This is a genomic window from Leptolyngbya sp. 7M (genome assembly GCF_018128485.1).
Map to the genome: position 1 here is coordinate 1,131,053 of NZ_CP070897.1, position 22,386 is coordinate 1,153,438.

Annotated in this window: 22 protein-coding genes and 1 tRNA gene; 11 read left to right on the top strand and 12 right to left on the bottom strand. The window is 50.1% G+C overall.

Annotated elements, in window-relative coordinates:
• Positions 1 to 6: 6 nt before the first annotated feature.
• The 6 genes from mnmG to JVX88_RS05425 all read right to left on the bottom strand — a co-directional run bounded on the left by mnmG (position 7) and on the right by JVX88_RS05425 (position 6,590).
• Entirely contained in the window at positions 7 to 1,896 is a 1,890-nt protein-coding gene (gene mnmG / locus JVX88_RS05400; protein WP_211626310.1) for a tRNA uridine-5-carboxymethylaminomethyl(34) synthesis enzyme MnmG, read from the bottom strand.
• 83 nt (positions 1,897 to 1,979) lie between these two features.
• A complete protein-coding gene (locus JVX88_RS05405; protein ID WP_211626311.1) occupies positions 1,980 to 3,482 on the bottom strand; it encodes a type VI secretion system contractile sheath domain-containing protein in 1,503 nt (500 codons plus the stop codon).
• Positions 3,483 to 3,552: 70 nt separating this feature from the next.
• The gene (locus tag JVX88_RS05410; protein WP_211626312.1) at positions 3,553 to 3,873 is read right to left on the bottom strand and encodes a PilZ domain-containing protein; all 321 of its coding nucleotides are present in this window, start codon (positions 3,871 to 3,873) and stop codon (positions 3,553 to 3,555) included.
• Positions 3,874 to 3,960: 87 nt separating this feature from the next.
• Positions 3,961 to 5,310 (bottom strand): SLC13 family permease, encoded by a 1,350-nt coding sequence (locus JVX88_RS05415; RefSeq protein WP_211626313.1) that lies wholly within the window; start codon positions 5,308 to 5,310, stop codon positions 3,961 to 3,963.
• A 334-nt stretch (positions 5,311 to 5,644) separates the two neighbouring features.
• Complete coding sequence (locus JVX88_RS05420; protein WP_211626314.1) at positions 5,645 to 5,827, bottom strand: hypothetical protein; 183 nt, start codon at positions 5,825 to 5,827, stop codon at positions 5,645 to 5,647.
• A 274-nt stretch (positions 5,828 to 6,101) separates the two neighbouring features.
• Positions 6,102 to 6,590 carry a pyridoxamine 5'-phosphate oxidase family protein gene (locus JVX88_RS05425; protein ID WP_211626315.1) on the bottom strand — a complete coding sequence of 163 codons (489 nt, stop codon included), beginning with the start codon at positions 6,588 to 6,590 and terminating at the stop codon, positions 6,102 to 6,104.
• A 95-nt stretch (positions 6,591 to 6,685) separates the two neighbouring features.
• On the opposite strand from JVX88_RS05425, the gene JVX88_RS05430 reads away from it, so the two are divergent.
• Genes JVX88_RS05430 through JVX88_RS05440 form a run of 3 tightly spaced genes read left to right on the top strand, consistent with a single transcriptional unit; the run spans position 6,686 to position 7,959 of the window.
• Positions 6,686 to 7,384: a universal stress protein gene (locus JVX88_RS05430; RefSeq protein ID WP_211626316.1), complete on the top strand. Its 699-nt coding sequence runs from the start codon at positions 6,686 to 6,688 to the stop codon at positions 7,382 to 7,384.
• Between the two features lie 51 nt (positions 7,385 to 7,435).
• Entirely contained in the window at positions 7,436 to 7,651 is a 216-nt protein-coding gene (locus tag JVX88_RS05435) for a hypothetical protein (RefSeq protein WP_211626317.1), read from the top strand.
• A 14-nt stretch (positions 7,652 to 7,665) separates the two neighbouring features.
• Positions 7,666 to 7,959 carry a hypothetical protein gene (locus JVX88_RS05440; RefSeq protein WP_211626318.1) on the top strand — a complete coding sequence of 98 codons (294 nt, stop codon included), beginning with the start codon at positions 7,666 to 7,668 and terminating at the stop codon, positions 7,957 to 7,959.
• On the opposite strand, the gene JVX88_RS05445 is transcribed toward JVX88_RS05440, so the two are convergent.
• The gene (locus JVX88_RS05445) at positions 7,910 to 8,224 is read right to left on the bottom strand and encodes an ArsR/SmtB family transcription factor (RefSeq protein ID WP_211626319.1); all 315 of its coding nucleotides are present in this window, start codon (positions 8,222 to 8,224) and stop codon (positions 7,910 to 7,912) included. The genes JVX88_RS05440 and JVX88_RS05445 overlap by 50 nt on opposite strands.
• Positions 8,225 to 8,339: 115 nt before the next feature.
• Here JVX88_RS05445 and JVX88_RS05450 point away from each other — a divergent pair, with 115 nt between their 5' ends.
• The 5 genes from JVX88_RS05450 (at position 8,340) to JVX88_RS05470 (ending at position 13,490) form a co-directional block, all read left to right on the top strand.
• Positions 8,340 to 8,840 carry an SRPBCC domain-containing protein gene (locus tag JVX88_RS05450; protein ID WP_211626320.1) on the top strand — a complete coding sequence of 167 codons (501 nt, stop codon included), beginning with the start codon at positions 8,340 to 8,342 and terminating at the stop codon, positions 8,838 to 8,840.
• A 42-nt stretch (positions 8,841 to 8,882) separates the two neighbouring features.
• A complete protein-coding gene (gene nadB / locus JVX88_RS05455; protein ID WP_211626321.1) occupies positions 8,883 to 10,481 on the top strand; it encodes an L-aspartate oxidase in 1,599 nt (532 codons plus the stop codon).
• An 89-nt stretch (positions 10,482 to 10,570) separates the two neighbouring features.
• A complete protein-coding gene (locus tag JVX88_RS05460; RefSeq protein WP_211626322.1) occupies positions 10,571 to 12,166 on the top strand; it encodes a long-chain-fatty-acid--CoA ligase in 1,596 nt (531 codons plus the stop codon).
• A gap of 77 nt (positions 12,167 to 12,243) precedes the next feature.
• A complete protein-coding gene (locus tag JVX88_RS05465; RefSeq protein WP_211626323.1) occupies positions 12,244 to 12,594 on the top strand; it encodes a c-type cytochrome in 351 nt (116 codons plus the stop codon).
• Positions 12,591 to 13,490 (top strand): TIGR01777 family oxidoreductase, encoded by a 900-nt coding sequence (locus JVX88_RS05470; protein ID WP_211626324.1) that lies wholly within the window; start codon positions 12,591 to 12,593, stop codon positions 13,488 to 13,490. Before JVX88_RS05465 ends, JVX88_RS05470 begins: the two co-directional genes overlap by 4 nt.
• Before the next feature lie 12 nt (positions 13,491 to 13,502).
• On the opposite strand, the gene JVX88_RS05475 is transcribed toward JVX88_RS05470, so the two are convergent.
• The 4 genes from JVX88_RS05475 to JVX88_RS05490 form a co-directional block, all read right to left on the bottom strand.
• Entirely contained in the window at positions 13,503 to 14,249 is a 747-nt protein-coding gene (locus JVX88_RS05475) for a cyclase family protein (RefSeq protein ID WP_211626325.1), read from the bottom strand.
• A 69-nt stretch (positions 14,250 to 14,318) separates the two neighbouring features.
• Positions 14,319 to 15,659, bottom strand: a complete 1,341-nt coding sequence (locus JVX88_RS05480) for an FAD-dependent oxidoreductase (protein WP_211626326.1) — start codon at positions 15,657 to 15,659, stop codon at positions 14,319 to 14,321.
• 70 nt (positions 15,660 to 15,729) lie between these two features.
• Entirely contained in the window at positions 15,730 to 17,028 is a 1,299-nt protein-coding gene (kynU, locus tag JVX88_RS05485; RefSeq protein WP_211626327.1) for a kynureninase, read from the bottom strand.
• Positions 17,029 to 17,388: 360 nt separating this feature from the next.
• Positions 17,389 to 17,817, bottom strand: coding sequence for an amidohydrolase family protein (locus tag JVX88_RS05490; RefSeq protein WP_211626328.1), 429 nt, complete (start codon positions 17,815 to 17,817; stop codon positions 17,389 to 17,391).
• Between JVX88_RS05490 and JVX88_RS05495 the strand changes: the two genes are divergently transcribed.
• A complete protein-coding gene (locus JVX88_RS05495; RefSeq protein WP_211626329.1) occupies positions 17,798 to 19,189 on the top strand; it encodes an FG-GAP-like repeat-containing protein in 1,392 nt (463 codons plus the stop codon). The genes JVX88_RS05490 and JVX88_RS05495 overlap by 20 nt on opposite strands.
• 76 nt (positions 19,190 to 19,265) lie before the next feature.
• On the top strand, positions 19,266 to 20,933 hold the full coding sequence (locus JVX88_RS05500; RefSeq protein ID WP_211626330.1) for a PrsW family glutamic-type intramembrane protease: 1,668 nt from the start codon (positions 19,266 to 19,268) through the stop codon (positions 20,931 to 20,933).
• A gap of 81 nt (positions 20,934 to 21,014) precedes the next feature.
• On the opposite strand, the gene JVX88_RS05505 is transcribed toward JVX88_RS05500, so the two are convergent.
• Positions 21,015 to 21,090 (bottom strand) — tRNA-Lys (locus tag JVX88_RS05505).
• 153 nt (positions 21,091 to 21,243) lie between these two features.
• Between JVX88_RS05505 and JVX88_RS05510 the strand changes: the two genes are divergently transcribed.
• Positions 21,244 to 22,260 (top strand): tetratricopeptide repeat protein, encoded by a 1,017-nt coding sequence (locus JVX88_RS05510; RefSeq protein WP_211626331.1) that lies wholly within the window; start codon positions 21,244 to 21,246, stop codon positions 22,258 to 22,260.
• Positions 22,261 to 22,386 lie beyond the last annotated feature (126 nt).

Sequence of the window (22,386 nt, forward strand, 5' to 3'; positions counted from 1 at the left end):
TCCACATTAGTTTTTTGTGTTCTCGCTTGGTTGTAAAGCTGTTAAATGCACTAGTACGGTCGAAAGAGCGGCCGGAGTAAGTCCCGGAATTGAACGCACCTGTGAAAATGTACGCGGGCGTGCACGCTCTAATCTTTCAACCATCTCATTTGAAAGCCCACTGATCTTGCCAAAATTGAAAGATTCCGGGACCTTAAGTGAATCGTGATGGTTAACGCGCTCGGTAGCATTTCGCAGTTTTTCGATATATCCGGCATAAAGCGAATCCGCTAGTGCAGAATCTAGGTCAGTTTCACGCACCTCATTTCGAATATCCGAAGGCAAGAGCTTTATCAATAGTTCTTTTTCTATCCCTTGCCGCAATCCAAGCTGAGACAGCGTGAAGGCATCACCAAGGTCAGCATCAAGCAAGCTTGAGACCGCGGCATACTCTACCGAGGAGCGTTTGAATCGAGTGTTATCCAATGCATTTCGAAGCCTTGCCAATCGGTCCCGCTTTTTCTCGAACCGCTCCCAATCCGCATCTCCGACCAATCCCGCTTCACGGCCGATTGCCGAAAGCCTTTGATCTGCATTGTCATGCCGAAGCAAAAGTCTTGCTTCAGCACGAGACGTGAAAAGCCGGTAGGGTTCATCTACGCCATGACGAATGAGGTCATCCACAAGGACGCCGATATACGCCTTATCTCGTTCTAAAATAAGCGGTTTGCGACGCTGCACAGAAAAAGCTGCATTGATCCCGGCCATCAGTCCCTGGCAAGCGGCCTCTTCATATCCTGTGGTTCCGTTGATCTGTCCAGCGAGAAAAAGACCTTCGAACCTAGAAGATGCCATAGTTGGAAGCATCTCTCTCGGATCGACATAGTCATACTCTATCGCATAACCCGGCCTTATGATCTGAACACTTTCAAACCCCGGGATCATTCTTAAAAGTTCCAATTGAAGCTCCGACGGCAAAGAGGTCGAAAACCCGTTAAGATAGACCTCGTTAGTGGTATGTCCTTCAGGCTCAAGGAAGAGCTGGTGCCTATCTTTCCCGGCGAACTTAACCACCTTGTCCTCGATAGACGGACAGTATCTAGGTCCTACTCCTTTGATCTTGCCTGAATAAAGCGGAGATCTATGCAGATTGTCGCGGATGGATTGATGGACCTTATTGCTTGTGTAACCAATGAAACACTGTATCTGCGGCTGTTCAATGCGTTCCGTGGAAAACGAGAACGGCACCGGCTTTTCGTCAGGCGGCTGCGGTTCGAATGCATCCCAATCTATAGTACGGCCATCCAGACGCGGCGGTGTGCCCGTTTTTAGACGACCAACCGGAAAGCCAAGCCGTTTCAGCGATTCTGCAAGTTCTATCGAAGCGGGCTCGCCGGCTCGGCCTGCGGAAAAAGTCTGTTGGCCGGTATGTATAGTGCCATTAAGAAAAGTTCCGGTCGCAATGATCACGGCCTTCGCCTCAAAACGCCGCGTATCTTGCATCTCAACACCTATAACTGTATTATTCTCAACAATTAAGTCGATCACCAGGCCTTGTCGCAAATGCAAGTTTGGCGTGGCTTCAAGCACGCGGCGCATCTCCGTTCTGTAAAGGCCGCGGTCTGCTTGCGCTCGAGGCGATCGGACTGCAGGTCCTCGAGAACGATTCAGCAGGCGAAACTGGATTCCGGTTCTGTCGATCACGCGACCCATTATCCCGCCCAGTGCATCGATCTCACGAACAACGTGTCCCTTGGCAATTCCACCGACAGCCGGATTGCACGACATTTGACCTATCAGGTCCAGATTGATCGTTACAAGTGCGGTGGAGGCACCGAGACGCGCAGAGGCAGATGCCGCTTCACAGCCAGCGTGCCCTGCCCCAATAACGATCACATCGAATCTCTCATCAAACATTGCGCAAAACAAAAGCGGGTGAGCCCGCTAAAAACTAAACTTAAATTGTAGTTCAAAGCAGGCCTATTGCCAACAAAATATCGTTAGTACCATCGGCCATTTAGTGCAGTTCCGGCGATGGATTGAAACATTGCGAGCTTGACCTTGTCCGTGCTTTTGTAAGAAACAAGCGGCATTAAGCCTTTCGCGATCATTAGCTCAACCGCGCGGTCTGAAAGTAGCACCTCTCCACAAGGCTTGTAAACGGTTTCTGTTCCTTCCTTGTAGATGTGGAGCGGCAGGCCGTCGATGTCTTGTTTGAAGTGGCGACCCATCTCCCACCCGCGCTCGCTAAATGTGGCCGCAAGCAGATGTCCGGCGATGAAAGCCGAGTTTGCCCAAAGATAATCATCATGTGCGGGCACATCCGCAAACTCTTCGAATAGGAAGCCTTCGAGCGGATCGGTGTCGGAACCGTAAGGCAAACGCCCGAGAAATCGCGGGGTTGTCAAACCGATATAAACTGCTTCCGATTGATCACAAACTGCGGCCCAAAGTTTGGCCGAGCTGCTGTCATCTGCTATTCGCCAATCAGCAGGATCGGGGTTTTCATGGAGCGAATGAACGCCAAGAACATCCGGCCGCATATGCGAGATGAACGGTGCATTCGCGGCGGCCGCGATCTTTGCTGTTCGCATCAGCAGCGCGATGTCATCTATCTCAGGGAGAAGATCGTAATTGCCGATGAGAGCGGCCCATGATTCATTGGTTCTGGTATCTGTCAGCAATTGCTTGTAGATGACAGACTGCTCCAGGTCGTCCACAGAACGCAGATCCTCCGCTAGTTCTTCTTTTGCGATATCAAGGATGAATAGCTTCAGATCCGGCGAGGTCTCCGTTCTTCTTACAAGCAGATAGAGTCCCCGCCACGCCGCCTCAAGCTCTTTGAAACCAGGATGGTGCAGGATCGTTCGCATCAACGTACTGGTCGCTTCATCTACCGCAGCGACATAGGCGGAACGTTCAGTATCATCTATTGATACTAAATGTGGGCGAACAAGATCAGCTACTAAAGCACCAAGATCGTCCGACGGTTTAGGCTTCGGGACCGACCCTCCACCCGCCGGGCGGTCCAGTATGGCGTCAAGCAGGTCATCGGCGGAAACTCCTGTAACAGTAGCGTCCTCGCTGAAGGTCTCCGGTCCGTCTCGGTCGATGTGGGTCGAGAACCGTTCCCGAACGTCTCGAGCGGCCGCATGAAAAGTTTCCTCACTGTTTAATCGTTTTCGAAGGTCACGCAGTTCAGCAAACAAAGGTATTTGTCTAAATATCTGGTCTGGATGAAAGTCGTCGAGCTCTCTGAATACAAGTTCAAGCCGAGCGCCTCCCTCCATATCGATCTCTACCTTCGGCTGCGTTAGGCCTAAGACCTCATCAAAATTATCGCGGTCGATCTCTGTCGGACGGCGATCGGCAAGCGGAGCTTTGACACCTTTGCCGCTCCAATCACCGAGGATCAGCATTCTGAACGGCGGCTCTTCAATAACCGCACCCTGTTTATCTTCAAGAGTAAAAGAGGCTTCAAGGCCGGGATCGTTGGACACCATAGTTTCTCCCAAATCTTCTGAATGGATTCTGAGAAACTATTATCCCTTGTAGAGATATTGTCAACCTTGATCAATATGAAGGTTGCTCGTGATATTGCTCTTCGGGAAGTGCTCTTTCAAGGAAGGCTATCTGTTCAGGGCCGAGATTAGTGAAACGAAGTCCAAATCCAAAGCCGTCCAATACGTAAGCCACCTCGCCGGTGAAGCCAACCGTTCCGCCGGACTGATCGGAAAGATCGAATGAGACTGCTTCGCCGGGTTGAAAACCGGTCATAGATTCAACATAGCATCCGCCTAGGCTTAGATCGCTTATGCGCGATTCGCGTCTTCCGGCTGAGGAATCAAGGACCGTACCAACAGCAACGGTCTTTCTTTCATGTTTTCGGGGCATTCCGGGCAGCTCCTTGTGTTTGAAAAGATCGGGCGGATGAGGCTCCCTATTTTAAAGAGACCGCGAAAACCGTGAGTTTTCCAGCCACTAGCGGAAACCTACAAGAGCAAGCATCTCGCGCCCTGTAAAACTCACTACAAAGCAGCCTGAGATCATGATCAATAGGCCCGGCCATAATAGGTCAGTGGCTCTAAGCCCTCCCTCCCCATACGCCATTGCATTCGGAGGCGTACTGATAATGAACGGAATGCCAAATGAAGCCGAGATCGCGATTATGATAGGGGTGGACGGAGATGGTATCAGCGCGGTGGCGATCGGGATCATCATTATTACCGATGCCGTGTTGCTCATAAGTGCGGCCAAGAGTGCGGTAAATAGACACAAAACAAAAAGTCCGATGCGCGGGTCAATTCCATCAAGGGAAATTTCTGCAATAAAAGTTCCAACCGTGTTTGTAGCCTCGAGCAGTTTGCCCAGTGTGATGCCGCCGGAGATCAGAAGCAGAGTGGACCAATCTATCTTTCTCAAAGACTCTTTGCTAAGGGTACCCAAAAGAAAAAGGGCGGCGGTGGTACAAAGCGATATTACCGCTGCGGGAATACCGTGTATTGGCTCGGCCAACCAAAACAAAATAGTAACCACCATCAAACAAATTAGAATGCCTCTTTGTCTGGTCGCAACCTCATCCAGCGATACCGGTTTGATCTGTTTCCGATATCCTCGCCATGCTTCGCTCGCAACGATCGTTCTGTTTCGCCAAACCAAAAAGATATAACTGATAATCAGCATTCCTATCGTTAGCGGGAACGCAAAGACCATCCAGCCGATGAATGAGACAGGCATCGTTTCGGATATCGAAGCTATGGCGACAGCGTTTGGTCCGGTCCCTATCGGCGTCGCAATGCCTCCAAGATCTGCGCCTAGGGCGACACCCAACAAGAGCATCCGGCGACCTAGATCCTCCTCCCCGAATTCGGCAAGCCACGTTCGAAGGCACGCAAACATCAGAGCAGCGGCCGCAATGTTCGAAAGCCACATTGAAAGGAAAGCAGTAAGGAAGATCACGAGAAAAAGCAATCCACGGTAGGAGCCACCCGAATATCTAATAGCGAAAGCGATCAATTGGCGGTCTAGACCGTAAAGTTCGGCCGCAACACCCATTGCGAAACCGCCGAGAAATAACGCAAGAACTGGGTCCGCGGCCCAATCGAGTACGCGAGCAAGCGACAAGCTCGGATCAAATGGAGCAACGACAAGCGGGATCAAAGCCCAAAGCAGTATAGTCGGGACGAATGGGGGCGCGATCTCTGAAAGCCAAATCACAAGGCAAACGCCTGCCACCGCGATCACGGCTGCGGTCAGCGGCGAGCTAACAAGAAGCTGCGGTAAACATATGACCGCGATCATCACCAACAAAATAACGAACCACCGATTCATTCTTGTTCGCCAAGTCTTGCTAACGCCCCTTTTTTCGAGATAGATGATACCAGTCTTTACTTCTTTCTCACTTTGTCCGAACCTTATACTAGATCGACCTAGAAGTCATTTGATCGCAACTGTGCTATGGCGAAAAATGACATCAGTAAGCTTTTCGTCGGGAGTTTTGCCCCCCACGCCTGTAGGTCTGAGCAAGTTCGACAGTTCGTTGGTCAGACTATGGCCATTATCCAATTAGCGATCCGGAATCTATTTCTTAACAAGCTAAGAACATTGCTAACCTTGCTTGGGATCGTAATTAGCGTTGCTTCGATGATAGCCTTGTAACCATAATTCAGGGCCTGAATACCACAGTCGCAAATACTTTCTCAGCAAATGGTTCTACGGTCTTTGCCCTCCCAAGGGCGCCAAGCGTATCACAAGCCGCTAGGAAATGCTCAAGCTCGGTAAGCGTCGTGACATCACCGAAGAAGATGCAGAAGCAGTGATCGGAGATCTTCAAGAATTTGTTTGACAACGCTCCTCCCAATTCCGTGGTCGGTATCGATCTTTTTGACCGGTATCGGTGGGATAATCGAATTGCTGATCGGCATATTGGACAGCTTTCTAATAAATTCCTATTCACCGCTCCCCGCAGACGTTCCTCTGTGGGCCGTACTTGTAGTGTAGGACTGACCGTTTATGCAAGAGTAGGCATCATTGTTGGTCTTTATCCAGCATGGAAAGCTGGAAGCTTGACCCGATAGTTGCATTGAGCTTTGAGTGATAGAGTTTCGACCGATCAAAAGCCTTCAGTTTGCCGGGTCCTTTTTTGCTGGGACGAATGGGGCCGACGTTCGCGTGCGGGAGACGGTGCCGCGACCAGTGATCGACGCAGGCTCGATCCGATAGATCACCTCGATATTCTCCTTCACCCAGCTGTCCATCCAGCGGACGCTTATCGCGGGCGTCATTCTCGGGTTTACTGCGGAGATCCGCTCGATAGCTTGGGTCCGCTCGTCCTCATCAACAACCCTGATAGCCTTGCCGAGGACTATCACGCTTCGCCAGTTCTCATTATCGACAACATCTTCAGCTTGAAGACAAACGCGCGGGTTGGATTCGATTATCCGGGATTTTTTGCCGTCTGTAGTGTAAAGATAAATATCGGTTCCAATGGCGGCAAAATGTATCGGCACAACGTATGGCTGGCCGTCTTCTGAGCAACCCAAATGTCCATAGTTTAATGAACCTAACAACTGCTCCGTCGAATGCCGATCAAGGTCTTCGATCTCGATCATATCACTTTCCTCCGCTTAAATGTAAATTATAACACTTGGCTGATCCGTGCGGATTGCGCGCGTTCGCCAGGTTTGATGTAAACTTAACGAAAACAATGAAAATACTTATCGCATATGATGGTTCGCCCTGTTCAGATGCGGCGATAGACGACCTTGTAAAGGCGGGTTTGCCAGAGCGTGGAGAGGCTCGGATCTGTTCGATCGCGGAGGTCTGGATGCCCCCAAGCAGCGGGATGGACGAAAGCATAACCGACGCCCGAATCGAGAAACTGCTAGAACACCATCGGGCAAAGGGCGAGGCTCTGATGAACGAAGCCAGCGCGAACGCAGAGCGCGCGGCCGTAAGGGTAAGTTCGATCCTGCCAAAATGGGATATTTCATCAGAGGCGGGATATGGTTCACCTGCTTGGGAATTGATAAACGCCGCCGAATCTTTCGGCTCAGAGTTAATAGTTGTTGGGTCGCACGGACAGTCTGCTATCAGCCGTTTTTTTCTCGGCAGCATCTCTCAAAAGGTATTAAGTGAGGCAAAGTGTTCGGTGCGCGTTGCCCGCGGACGCAATGAGGTCGATCCGGCGCCGGCGCGCATCGTTATTGGATTCGATGGAACGAGAGGAGCTGAGGCGGCGGTCAATGCTGTGGCTGAAAGAAACTGGCCCGCTAAGACCGAGATCCGCCTAGTCTCCGTTGTGCAGGATGCATCTCCGACAATTTTCGCCCGCAATACCGCGGCCAGAGCCTTGCGACATTCCCGCTGTTGTTCAATGCGATCTCGCAATAGGATTTATGGGTAAATTTTTCGTTTCAGTGTAATATGTCCGCAATCACCTGAACTGGAGAATTGAATGGATCTTTTGACCAGCATCAATCTGCTCTCGCTGTATGCGATCATCGGCGGCATTGGGTTTATCTTTTTGCTTGCGTCGCTGATACTCGGCGATATCCTTGAGATGTTCGGCGGCGATGCCGATCTAGTAGGCGGTGATGGGACGGATTTCGGCTTTTTTGACAGTCGTGTCATTGCCGTTTTATCACGTCATTCGGTGGTTTCGGTTTTATAGCTGCGTGGTCGGGAGTGGGCCCGATCGGAAGTGCTTTGATCGGCCTGCTCGGTGGTGTGATCTTCGGCGGCGTCGTATCTGCATTCGGACGATTTCTTATAAGTCAGCAAGCATCAAGCAGCGTGTCTGATACGCACCTTATCGGGCGCACGGCTCAAGTTACGGTTAACATCAAGCCTGGTGAACTCGGGCAAATAATGACAAAGACCGGCGATGAGCGCGCCGAAAAGCTCGCCAGAACCAGTGGCGACACTGAGATCAAGCCTGACCGGTTTCCGACTGTTCCAGGTCATTTTTTAGTTTTGTAAGCACGTCAACCGAGTGGGTCGCGTATTTGTTTATCCACCGGTCATAAATTTCGCGCATGGGGACGGCATTCAGGTAGTTCCACCTGAACCGTCCCTTTTTCTGCGTGATCACAAGCCCCGCTTTCTCCAGAACACCCAAATGCTGCATTACGGTGCAGCGGTCAAGTTTCCTGAAATGTGAACATATCTCTCCGGTCGTCTTAGGTTCATCGCGGATGAGATCCAATATCTCTCGACGCCGGCTGTCCGCTAGAGCCTTGAACACTGAATCATCTTTCTTCCGCCTTGACATGTTATATTTTTATAACATATAGTAGCGCCGCAATCAATTGATCGTTTACGATCCAGAAATTGTAAATTCACAATTTAGGAGCGAAAAGATGGAACTAAAATTCAAGGTACAGACAAAAATTCTGAAGCCGATCGAGGAGGTCTTCGATGCAGTGTATGATCCTAAGAAGCTTAGCGGCTATTTTACGAACGGCGGAGCGAGTGCGCCGCTTGATGAGGGAACAACTGTCGAATGGGCATTCGCTGATAATCCAGGTGATGACAAGGTGAAGTTCCCGGTCGTTGTAAAGAAGATGAAAAAGAATGAACTTATCGAGCTTGGATGGGAAGGTGCAAAAGGACTCGATACACACATTCGAATGGAGTTCGAATCTGCTTCCGACGGGACGATCGTTAGGATAAGTGAGACGGGTTGGCGGGAAACCCAGGAGGATCTTGATAGTTCATACCTGAATTGTATGGGTTGGTCGCAAATGATCTCGGCGCTAAAAGCTTACGTTGAATATGGCATCGATCTCAGAAAAGGCGCTTACTGCGGGCTCTATTCCGCGACAGAACATCACGGCACAACGAGTGAGAAGGCGGCCTGACCATACACGACACCACAACCGCAATCTGTTACATTTCTCTTAATGTCTCAGGTAACGGATTTTATCGTGATCGGCAGCGGAGTAGCGGGGCTTCGTGCTGCTATCGAAATGGCCACAAATGGTGCGGACGTAACGGTTCTCACAAAAGACAAAGCTAACGAATCAAACACAGAGTATGCTCAGGGCGGCGTCGCCGTTGTTCTTTCGGACGATGACGACGCTGAGCTTCATGAAGGCGATACTTTGATTGCCGGGGCCGGACTCTGTGATGAGCCTGCAGTCGAGGTACTTGTAAACGAGGGTACGCGGTATATCAAGGAATTGATCGAATGGGGAACAGAGTTTGATAAGGAAGGCGGTAACCTGGTGTTCACTCAGGAGGCGGCGCATTCCCGCCGGCGAATCTTACACGCACACGGCGATTCGACCGGTGCAGAATTCGTACGCTCTTTGATCGCGAGAGCACGGCAGGAAAAGAACATCACTCTTCTACCCTTCGCGAATACGGAGCGGTTGCTGGTCGATGAGAGCCGATGTATCGGCGTCAGGTATCTGGATCCTATACTTCGCAGCCCACGCGACATCTTCGCAAAAGCGGTCATCCTTTGTACTGGCGGGGCTGGACAACTTTACCAACATACGACCAATCCCCCGGTCGCGACCGGCGATGGTATGGCAATGGCCTACTTTGCCGGCGCAGAGATGGCGGACATGGAGTTTATACAGTTTCATCCGACGGCTCTCAGTCTTGACGGCGCACCTCGGTTCCTACTTTCCGAAGCGATGCGCGGTGAGGGCGGCATTTTGCGTAACGTCAACGGTGAAAGATTTATGGGCCGATATGATGAACGGCTTGAACTTGCTCCGCGTGATATTGTTTCCCGATCGATCGTGGCGGAAATGAGGCGAACAGGCTCACGCTATGTCTATTTAGACATGACCGCGCTAGATGGCAAATTCTTACGGCATCGTTTTCCAAAAATAAATGAGGTTTGTTTGCAGTTCGGGTTGAACATTGCAGAATCACAGCTCCCGGTCTCGCCAGCCTCCCACTATTGCATGGGTGGCGTGCGAACAGATCTATGGGGCCGCACAACGGTTCCGGGACTTTACGCTGCAGGGGAAGTTACCTGTACGGGTGTACACGGGGCGAACAGGCTTGCGTCAAATTCTTTGCTGGAAGGATTGGTCTGGGGTGCTCGCGCTGGGAAAGCTGCGGCAAATGATGAGCTTTCATCCCCGGTAGCAAAGCGAGCTCAAACAGTGTCAGACAATAGCGCTGCGATCGGGGATACTCGATCGGCCATCGCAACCGCGGTTCGGAAACGTGTGAAGCGCGTGATGTGGGAGCGGGTTGGTATATTGCGTGATCGGAAGAGTTTACTCCGAGCCATAAATGAATTCGAACAGATCGCTGGCTCTAATTTAAGTGTATCTTCTCGAAATTTTGTAACCCTCGCTTTGCTGATTGCCAGAGCCGCACTTTGGCGTGAGGAGTCACGTGGCGGACACTACCGTACTGATCACCCGGAACAAAGACTTGAATTCCAACGGCATTCGATCCAACGGATCAGCGAACCAATATCCTCTGCTCAAATTGTTGACTTTAATGCTACCGGACCGGCAAAACTTAGGGCTTGATCAACTTCGACAATTTCTCAGTTGGCTTAACCTGTGGCACAATTACCGACACCCAATCCAAAATCGCAGAAGGAAGGTAATCGCCATTTATGACGAACGTTACAACCCTAAATCTGGCTTCGATTGTCTCGCACCACGCAAGACTCGCCCCGCAGAATGATGCGATCGTTTTCGGGGATACTCGGCTGAGCTATGCCCAGCTCGAGGCGATGTCGAACAAGGTCGCAAACGCGTTGAACGCTATGGGGATCGGTCATGGCGACAAGGTTGCTTTGAACTGCCCGAATCTGCCGTATTTTCCGATAGTTTACTACGGTATCTTGAAAGCCGGGGCCGTTGTTGTGCCTATTTGTGTGCTTTTCACTCCGCGTGAGATCGAGCATCAGCTAAAGGATTCAGACGCAAAAGCGGTATTTGTATTCGAGGGCACCGAGGAACTTCCGATGGGGAAGAATACGAAGCAAGCCTTCGACCAGGTCAATGCCTGCGAACACTTGATCGTGATGACAAAAGATCCTGCCGCACCTTCACCGATCGAGGGCCACCCAACACTTGGACAGATGATCTTCCCCCAACCGGATACATTTCAAACATATCCAACCGCGCCTTATGATACATGTGCGATACTTTACACTTCCGGGACAACAGGACAGCCAAAGGGGGCAGAACTTTCGCATTTCAACATATTTATGAATGCTGCGGAGGTGTGGGCATTGCACTTTCCATCTGTAGATTTTACTCAGAAAGAACAGCAGACCTGCCTTATTACGTTGCCGCTATTTCACACCACTGGCCAGACGGCCCAAATGAACGCCCAAATATACGCTGGAAACCGAATTGTGCTTTTGCCCCGATTCGAGGTTCCGCCGGTGCTTGAAACCTTCAAGAAAGAAAAGGTCAATTTTTGGACCGGCGTCCCGACTATGTATTGGTCTATCTTGAAATATGTCGAGGAGAACAATATCGACACTGCCCCGTATGCAGAAAACCTGAAAGTATTGAGCTCGGGGGGCGCACCAATGCCGGTCGAAGTGATGAAGCAGTTTGAAGAACGATTCGATGTGAGAATTCTGGAAGGTTATGGGCTCTCGGAAACCTCACCGGTCGCGACATTCAATCATCCGCAGGTCCCCTCACGGGCCGGAACCGTTGGACAGGCATTGTTTGGGGTTGAAGTGAGATGCGTTGACGAAAATGATAATGAGGTGCCACGCGGGGAGCGCGGCGAGGTTGTGATCCGCGGACACAATATAATGAAGGGTTACTACAAACGGCCCGAGGCAACGGAAGAAGCTTTCAAGAATGGCTGGTTCCATACCGGTGATATCGGCACGATGGATGATGACGGTTTTCTTTCCATAGTGGATCGCAAGAAAGATATGATCCTCCGCGGCGGATACAACGTCTATCCACGCGAACTAGAGGAGGTGATAATGACGCACCCTGCAGTTTCGCTTGTTGCGGTAATAGGTGTCCCGGACGAAAAAATGGGTGAAGAGGTGAAGGCATATTTGGTCTTGAAAGAAGGCAGGCAGCTTTCGGATGCCGACTTTATCGATTGGTGCAAGACGCAGTTTGCCGCGAACAAGTATCCGCGGTACGTTGAGTTTCGAGACAGCCTTCCGATCGGTAACACCGGCAAGATCTCCAAATTAGCATTGCGCCGCGAATTAGAAGGTAAATAGGGCTTCTTTTTGATCTTAGACGGGATAATGTAAGCTGCATTGCAGATATAGATGCTTTGCGTGAGACTAATTCTAAGATGATCCGCGCAAAGCTTTTATTAACTCTCTTGTTCGGGACATTAGGTGTGGCAGCGTGTTTCACGAGCGGACCTGAGCAGTTCTCGATCCGGGAAAGCCGGGAACCGGCCGCATCGCTTTTTCGCCAAAACTGCGCAATTTGCCACGGCCCTGAAGGTGAGGGTCGTATGCTCGATGACGGGACCCTCGTACCATCTTTGCGAAGAGGCGAGTTCAAAAGGATCACTGAACAAGAGATATACGAACAGATCGCTGAAGGAGGCAACGGAATGCTCCCGTTTCGAAATCAATTGACCGAGCGGGAAATGCGCTTGCTTAGTGATCTGGTTCGTAACAAACTAAGGCAATGAAGATCCTTATCACAGGTGCCAGCGGTCTGATCGGAAAAGCTCTGCAGAGATCATTTACAGAGAAAGGCTATCAGATGTTGCTTGCTTCGCGGAGCGAGGCGAAGGACGACAAACATATCCAATGGAATGTGGAAACGGGCTTTGCTGAGGAAGACCTGGGGCGGCTCGAAGCACTGGATGCCGCCATTCATCTCGCCGGCGAAAATATCGCAGGACTTCGCTGGACCGATGAGAAGAAAAAAGCTATCCGTGACAGCCGTGTTTTCGGCACTCGGACAATGATCGAAGCGTTTGCCAAACTTGAACAAAGGCCGAAGACATTCATTGCCGGGTCAGCTATTGGTTTTTACGGTGATCGCGGAGATGGTGAGCTTACCGAAGCCTCGCCCTCCGGCAACACTTTTCTGGCCGAAACCTGTAAGGAATGGGAGGCAGAATCGCGGCGTGCGGAAGATCTGGGCATCCGGACGGTTTTGTTGCGAACGGGCATAGTTTTATCAAAAGACGGCGGAGCACTTGCTACGATGTTAACGCCGTTCAAGTTGGGTCTCGGCGGCGTGATCGGCAGCGGCAAACAATGGATGAGCTGGGTCTCGTTAGATGATGTGGTCGAAATAGTGAACTTCGTTCTTGAGGACGAAAAAGTGCGCGGAGCTGTTAATGTCGTGTCGCCTAACCCGGCAACTAATGAGGAGTTTACGAAAACTCTTGGCGAGGTCCTTTACCGCCCAACGATCTTACCACTTCCGGAATTTGCGGTTCATATGGTCTTCGGCGAGATGGGTGATGCACTTTTGCTCGATTCTACCCGTGTGCGGCCCAAACGCCTGCTGGATTCGGGATATAAATTCAAACTTCCTGATCTGAGATCGGCCCTTGAACAGGCAGTCAAGTGATACCTGCATATCCTAGTCCTTCTTGATCAATACGGGTCGGCTTGGAGCGCAGTCGCTTTCAAAAGGAGGGATCTGGAGATTTAACAGATAGTGGCCATCGGTGACGTCGTTCGGGACGTAGATCAATTCGGTAATAGTTGAATTGAGCCGCGTTTTCGGATTTGTTTCAAAACTCCCTTCCTCTACATTCCAAAAAATTCGGTGATTTATCAGTTTGCCTTCGTCGTAGATACGGTCGATCGACGGCAGGTCGCAGAGCAGATGCGTAAAGCCAGCATCTATAATAGACTGCATCGCGTCTGGCGTGAAGTAAGGCGGTATATTGTCCTTATTGTAGTCCGCAGTTAGCTTGCTCTTATCATTCGGAAGCGTACGCACTATTAGGGCCGTTGGTTCCTTGCTGATTTCACCCGAAGCGCCGGGTGGCTTAAGGCCTATATTTTTGAGTGAGATGGATGTAATTGTTTTTTCCTTCCCCAAGATCTCCGGCTCAACCGACACCAACAGGGCCGGAATAAAAATGTCTTTTAAAATATCCCGCACCGAAATGCGCTCGTGTGTGATATGCCCGACACATTCAGTGTGTGTTCCGTTACAATGCGGGATAAAAGTGTATTGCTCGAAGTTTATGCTGCCGCCGAGTCGCGTGTCGCCTATAAATTCTCCCGCTCTCACCGGCTCGGAACACGCTGTCTCAACACCGAATGCGTTGGGCTGCGGCCCGTTAAATCTTAGCGGGATCGAAAGGTCAAAGTGCATCTTTTACCTAGAGCTATTAGCTTCATACGAACAGCCTAAAGCTAACATCTCATTGCTGAACTACAATTATCACAATTTGCGCAACTCATCCATGATCTTGTCAAGATCTAATTTACTTATGTTCTCAACATTTGCGCATATTTCCATAAGGAGTTTGTCCTGGGCGGTTCCCTTTGTTCTTGCTACGGAATACGGCAAATCTTCTCGGAATGTAACCATTGAATACTTTGAAAAATAGTCGGGGAACATCTGTTCCAGTTTTGTCTCCAGTTCTCGCTTACGCTGAAATACGGGATCTGCCGTCGCGTCCCTCATCTCGTAGAAATTTTCTTCTGCCATATCCTGGATCGCTTCAGTATTTGATTTTCGGAGTGCCGAATAATTTTCAAAAACTGATCGCCAATCTGTACCTGAACCGGTAAGCATCGATCCGGGGCCTGATAGTAGCTCGTTCAGTGTACGGACATCCTCAAAGGCACAGTTCATCCCCTGACCGTAAAATGGAACCATTGCGTGTGCCGAATCACCTACTAGCAGCACCTTTCCGTCAATATGCCATGGCCAGCATTTAAGCGTGCCAAGCTCGCCGATCGGGTTCGAAAAAAAGTGATCGACAAGAGCTGGCATCAACGGAACAGCATCGGGGAACTCCAGTTCGAAAAATGTAAGCACTTTTGCCTCTGAATCAAGCCCAAGAAGGATCTCCTTATCAAGAAAAAGCGTACAGGTGAAACTGCCGTCAAAATTAGGCAACGCGATCATCATAAACTGATGCCGCGGCCATATGTGTAAAACATTCTTCTCAAGTAAAAAACTCCCGTGAGGTCCTGGCGGAATGTGCAGTTCCTTGTAGCCGTGATCAAGGAAAACCGATGTAAATTGAAATTCCGGCATCTGCTCCTGCATCGCCTGACGTACCGGTGAACCCGCACCGTCCGTTGCAAAGACCGTATCCGCACGTATTCTTCTGCTGCTGAAAAACACTTCGCCGCTGTCAATATCAAGGCCGCGACAACGCTCGTTGAACACGATCTGTACCTGTTCATACTTCTCTGCCTCGTTCATCAATGCGATGTTCAATCCCGCACGCGAGACGGAGTTTATGTATTCGCCCTCACGTCCGCTATATGGCAATAGTTTTGTGGTCCCCGCCGGATCGTGGATCATCCTTCCATACATTGGCACCGCTTCGTTCAGCATGAATTCATCCATTCCGATCTCGCGTAAAGCCGCTATCCCGCGATCAGATAAGGCTAGGTTTATAGAACGTCCTGCGGCAACACTTTCCTTTCGCATATCACCACGAGCCTCGTAAACCGTTACGCAATAACCACGGCGGGCCAGATAGATCGAAAGTAGTGATCCGGCAAGCCCAGCTCCGATAATGACTATGTTATTTGACTGAGACATCTAAGCGTGTAATGAAGAAAACGGATAGTCAAACTTATACCTTTCTGCTCGCAGACCTTTCTGGCACCCATCATCTGTCTAAGCGCACGTTCAAGCATTCGGAAAGTATCTGAGCAAATCTTGCTACATCCTCGAAGGAATTATAGAGCGGAACAGGTGCGACACGGATCACATCCGGCTCACGCCAGTCAGCAAATACGCCGCGCCCGGTTACAGCTTCGAATAGACCTTTGTCTGCATTCTTAACACGAATTGAAAGCTGGCAACCACGTTCTTCCGATTCAATCGGTGTAATGATTACGATCCTGTCTGTATTTATATGTTTTAACAATTGCTCAAGATAACCAGATAATCTTACCGATTTTTCGCGAAGCATCGGCATCGTTGCCTCGTCAAATATCTCTAGCGAAGCCCGCAGGGCCGCAAGCTGAAAGATCGGCGGATTTGAAAGCTGCCAGCCTTCAGCACCAGCAAGCGGAATAAAGCGTGGCCCCATTAGAAAGCGCGTGTCTTTATCGTGCCCCCACCAACCTGCAAATCGCGGCAGATCGAATGAGAGCGAATGGCGTTCGTGAACAAAAGCTCCGGCAATGCCGCCTGGTCCCGCATTCAGATATTTGTACGAACACCACGCTGCAAAATCAACATCCCAATCGTGTAACTGAAGCACTAGGTTTCCGGCCGCATGCGCGAGATCGAAACCTACAATGCATCCTTTTCTGTGTCCAGCCTCAGTGATCGATCGTAGATCGAACGCCTGGCCGGTATAATAATTCACACCGCCGAGCAATATCATCGCGATCGAATTGCCTTCGCGGTCGATGGTTTCAAGAATGTCTCCGGTGCGAAGCCTGTCTTCGCCGTCGCGAGGCCCGAGTTCGATCAAGCCGTCGCTTGGATCGAAGCCGTGAAATTTCAGTTGTGATTCGACAGCGTATTGATCTGAAGGGAACGCACCTTTTTCGATCACGATCTTATAGCGCTCCTTGGTTGGCCGATAGAACGACACCATCAAAAGGTGGAGGTTCACCGTGAGTGAGTTCATCGCCACGACTTCTAAAGGCTTTGCTCCGACAAGCCGAGCAAGCGACTCTGTAACAAACTCGTGATATGGCAGCCAGGGATGTCGGGCATGCAGATGTCCCTCAACACCAAGCCTTGCCCAGTCGTCTAATTCCGCTTCGATATACTTACGAGCGGTCTTCGGCTGCAGTCCTAACGAGTTTCCGCTTAAATAGACAGATTGTTTGCCCGATTTATCGATAGGGATACAAAAGCATTCCCTAAAATTACGCAGAGGGTCGTTTGCGTCAAGTTCGGTATAGAGCTCCGGCAATTGTCCAAGAGCATTAATTAGCATGTTATTCATTGCAAACAAAGGAGTTATTACAGGCAGAAGGGAATGTGCAGATATTTGCCATAAGATCGATCGCTAGGGCGGCGAAACGAGATCATATTATTTCACCCACACATTGCTATTTCGCCGCAAATATTGTTAATTAAGCTTTGCAGCGGCTTTAATGCCGATGCTCATCTGAATTCCGTTTTGGAGCGAAGATATTAACCATGGGTTATTTAGTATTACCGCATTGTCCGAGTCGCTTTATTGAGCGACACAAAAGCTTCCACTTTTCACATTTCCTCGTTTTTGCCGGGCTTGGGATCATAAACTCACTGATCATCATCCTCGGTGCGCCTGTATTGATCGGGCTCTTTATTGCGCGTCGATTTAGGTTACAGATGCGTTCTTAAATCGTCCGATGTCCATTCCGAGCCAATCACATGCTGAGCCATGAAATAATTTGGCCCTGGTCTCTCCACTATATGTCATGGACTCGATCAATTTTCCCGGCTCTAGCTCGCCGAGCGGGAATGGATAGTCTGTCCCGAGCATCACACGTTCCGCTCCCGTCAGTGAGACCAGGTAGTCCAGCATTGTGGGTTCATGGACAAGCGAATCAAAATATACCCGATCAACATATGAGCGAGGCCCTCTTTGATTATCCAGAAAGAGGTCGGGCCTCACGTTGAATCCGTGTTCTATCCGACCGATCGTTGCCGGGAATGAACCGCCGCCGTGGGCAAAACAGACCCGCAGCCTAGGGCATTTTTCAAGCGTGTCGAACCTTGCCACGCAGATGCCTACGCTTTTAGGCACTATCACTGATCCAAGCGCGACCATCACGGCTGGCAATAATATGCACAGCAGTTGGACGAGCGAAGATGGGAATTACTTATACTCTGCTCGTGAAACCACCGGAAGCAACGGGCCGCATCCGGGAGATCTTCGCGTTTATGACATCTCCAATCCTGCGAACCCGCTATTAATAAATCGGGTAACAATGAGTGATCTACAGATCAATGCCGTTACTCCGCACAATCCCGTTGTGATGGGGAACAAGCTTTACGTTTCGTGGTATCAAGCGGGAACGCAAATATTCGATATAAGCGATCCGACCATCCTGAACAGAGTTGGTCAGTACGATTCTTACCCGCAGGAATATGTTCCCGCGGAATACAACGGTGAGTTTGATGACGAGCCTTGGGACATCGTTTGCGGACGCCAGAGCCTTTCCAGCAATCTTCCCACGAGTTATGCGGGTAATTGGGCGGTGTTCCCGTTCCTTGGGGAAGACAAGGTGCTGTTAGGTGATCTGGCCACTGGGCTATACATCATAGATGTTTCGGATCCGAACTTCATCTCCGATTTTGATGGTGATGGAAGAACAGACCTGTCAGTATGGAACCCTACTACTGGTTTCTGGTCGATCCAAAGAAGTTCGAATGGCTCTAATACGTCTGTACAATGGGGCGATCCTGGTGATATCCCGGTGGCGGCGGATTATGATGGCGACGGTAAATCGGATCAGGCGATCTTCCGTCCATCAACCGGCACCTGGTGGTTCATTCGAAGCAGTGATGGCTCACGTCCGGCCGTGCAGTTCGGGGCGCAAGGTGATATACCGGTCGTCGGCGACTACGATGGAGATGGACGGGCCGATATAGCTATCTTTAGACCCTCGAATGGAGTTTGGTACATAGCGAAAAGTTCCGGTGGATTCCACATCTCGCAGTGGGGATTAGAAGGTGATAAGCCGATCTCGATCGATCACGATGGTGACGGAAAGACGGATCTTGCGGTATGGCGACCTTCTGATGGGGTTTGGTATATAGTTCAAAGTTCGAATGGTGAGTACAAGATCCATCCTTTCGGAATGTCCGGTGATCGGCCCGTTCGTACAGATTTCAACGGAGACGGACGTTCGGAGTTAACGATCTATCGGCCGTCAACCGGAATCTGGTTCGTATATGACCCGGTAACTTTTGCCTCGTATGGGTTCCAGTTCGGTATTGCAGAGGATATCCCGATCCCGTCTGATTTTGACGGTGATGGGAAGACGGATATCGCAGTATATCGACCGAGTGCCAATGAATGGTATCGAATCAATAGTACCGGTGGGGCTGTAGTTGTCAGGCAATTTGGATCTCCCGGTGAAGTAGCTTCGCCAGCTTCAGTTCAAGTTCGATAGTTAGACTATTAGCTCGTTTGGACCCAAAGTCACCACTAGCGGTTGACTTTGGGTTCTTTGTTTCTATGATTGCACTATGAAATTACAGCTTCGGGTAGAAAGCGGAACGCTTGCGGGACAGGTATTCGACCTGTCGAGCGGGTTTATGTGGATCGGACGCGGAGAGAACTGCACTGTGCGGTTCGATCCATCTGGTGAACGCATAGCCTCAAAACAACACGCTTTTATCGAAGCTAAACCTGACGGTTATTACATCACGGACAATAACAGTACTAATGGAACGCTAGTCAACGGAGATCGTATAACGACCGCCAAACTTTCTAATGGAGACTCCATTCAGTTTGGTAAGAATGGTGCGTTAGCACGTGTTTCTATCGAGGCGGCTCCGGATGATCGTGCGGTTGTTTCCGCGGCGGAATTCAGGGAAGAGCAGTTGGCAGGCTACGAACAGGCTGCAGACAGCGTTCCTACGGGCCTCCAAAATTCGATAAGCAATATTGGGCTCGGCCACATTGAGACATCGCCTCCGCCACCGCCCGCAAAGAGCATCTGGCCGACGGTTCTGGTGATACTGGCGTTCGTGGCTCTTATACCGCTTGCATTGTTGGTTTTTGCGATCATTTATCTTAGCGTGGGCCCGGTTCCAGCTGCGTTGGCAACTGCGATAGCATTCACTCCTGCACTTCTCTATTCGTTTCCCCTAGCTTGGCTCGATAGGTTCGATCCGGAACCGCCCTGGTTGATCGGCCTTTCATTTGCTTGGGGCGGCGTGGTCGCTGTTTTTGTCTCGATAATTCTAAATACACTGTTCGGAGCAGTCGTGTTTGCGGGAACGATCGCTGTAACCGGCCAAGGAATTCCTGAACTTGCCGATCTTGCCGGTGCCGTTATTTCGGCTCCAGTAGTTGAGGAGGCATCAAAGGGCCTCGGCCTGCTGATCCTTTTGATCTTTTTCAGACGATACTTTGACGACATACTTGATGGGATCGTTTTCGCTGGCCTGATCGCTCTTGGATTTGCGACCGTAGAGAATGTTCTCTATTACGGCCGCGGGATCTCTGACGCTATCTACAACTATGGCCTGACATCCGATGCGGCGTTGAGTTTTCTTGGGCTTTTTACGTTAAGAGGAATTCTCTCGCCATGGGCGCACGTAACGTTTACCGCAATGATCGGTATCGGATGCGGCATATCCCGCGAATCGCATAGCTGGGCTGTTAGGATAATTGCCCCAATCCTGGGTTATGTTGCTGCTGTTGTACTGCATGCGATCTGGAACGGGATGAGTATCTTGGTCACGATCGCGTTGATCGCATTGGGATTTGCTCCGGTTTGCGAAGGTCTTGGACTCGGGGGGCAATATCTTGGCTTATGCGGATTTCTTACGCTTTACATCCTGTTTGAGATACCCTTATTTCTGATCTTTCTTGGCTTTGCCTTTTGGGTGATGAGACGGCAAAAGCGGATCTTGTCAGATATGCTTGCGATCGACATCGCCCGAGGTTTGTTAACACACGACGATCTAGATCGAGCAGGAAGCTTTTTCCGCAGCCAATTCTGGATGCTGGGCGGACTATTCAAGGGCAAGTTTCTCGCCCGTTATTACTATGCACGGGCAGTATCGAAACTCGGATTAAGCTATTGGCATATTCAGCGGGCCCAGAAAGCCCAAGGTCATACAGCAAGCTTTCAGCAAAACCCGCTTTTGAGGGACGAAGTTCTCCGTTGGAAGGATAAGATCTAAGTATTAACCAGCATAACAAGTTTTGATGGCAGAAAATGAAACGGTTTGACGGATTACCTCGTCAAACCGTTTATTGTTACCTGGTAGGCCGTGCAGGGATCGAACCTGCGACCCGCGGATTAAGAGTCCGCTGCTCTACCAACTGAGCTAACGACCCATAAAGCAAACGAAATTATACCAATGCGTATGTAGCTATGCAAAAAGATGATTTGTGATAAGCCACTAAATGATTTTTCGTTTTATTGAGAAGTAGTGTGCTATGCTCATCCAATCTATCCGACATCGATCTGCCTATGCTTGGTTATTTATTATGAGAAAGATACCTATCATTCTCTTTGTTGTGGTAATGATGTTTACGGTAAGCTCTTTCACGTCTGGCCAGGTCGATGATTTTTGCGGTGAGTTTGGGTTTATTGCGACCCTTGATGCACCTCGGCTTAGCTCTCCGTTCGTGTATGGAAGAATAGTCACTCGCGGTGCTGACCCGGCTTCACGGCTCCCGAAGATCTCCATAACTTATCAAAACCGCACACAATCGCCAGAGCGGATCACCGTCGGGCGCTCTGGGAATTACTGTTTCAAGATAACGGCCGGCTCAGGAGGGGTATTGGTCGTGGAAGTTGATGGTGTTGAAGTTGCCAGACGACAGGTCGCAACATTTGGAACCGCACAGCAACGGGAGGACTTTGATATCAGCGCAGATGCCGTGAAGCGGCCCTCGATCACCGGAGTTGTCTCTTCAAAATTCTATCGACCGCCAAATAAAAGAACAGTTGATGCTTATGCTCGGGCAGCACAAGCAGAAAGATCAAAAGATGTTAATGGGGTTATCAAGTATCTGAAAGAAATAGTTAACCTCGATCCGGAAGATTACATTGCGTGGGGCATGCTTGCAGGTAAGTATTTGGAAAACAGTGATCTAGATGCTGCGGAGTCGGCTCTTCGGAAAGCGTTGCAAATTCGCTCGGATTATACCCCTGCGTGGATCACTGCGGCTCGGGTGCGGATGGCTCGGAAACAATTTGAGGCTGCGATCGAAGTGCTTAAACATACCATAACCTTGGAACCGGAAACTGCCCGAGCTTTCCAACTGCTTGGCGAATCATATCTCCAATTAAAACTCGGTTCATTGGGTGCCGAAGCATTAAACAAAGCTATTGAGTTGGACCCCATTGGCATGGCCGAATGCCACCTCCAGCTCGCCCATTTGTACCAACTTGCGAACGCCAACAAAATGGCAGCTGAGGAATATAAAAAGTTTCTCGAAAAAATCCCCAGCCACCCACAACGAAAGACTTTCGAGAAGTTCATAATAGAGAATTTTTAGTGCTTCCACACAACTGCACCTAGATATTTGGGCCGTTTTGGTGTTAGGTGAATCTCTTCGCAAGCTCTCTTACTAGCTTTTCATTGAGCACTCTTCTTGCGTAGGTAGATTTTAAGAGACGCCTAT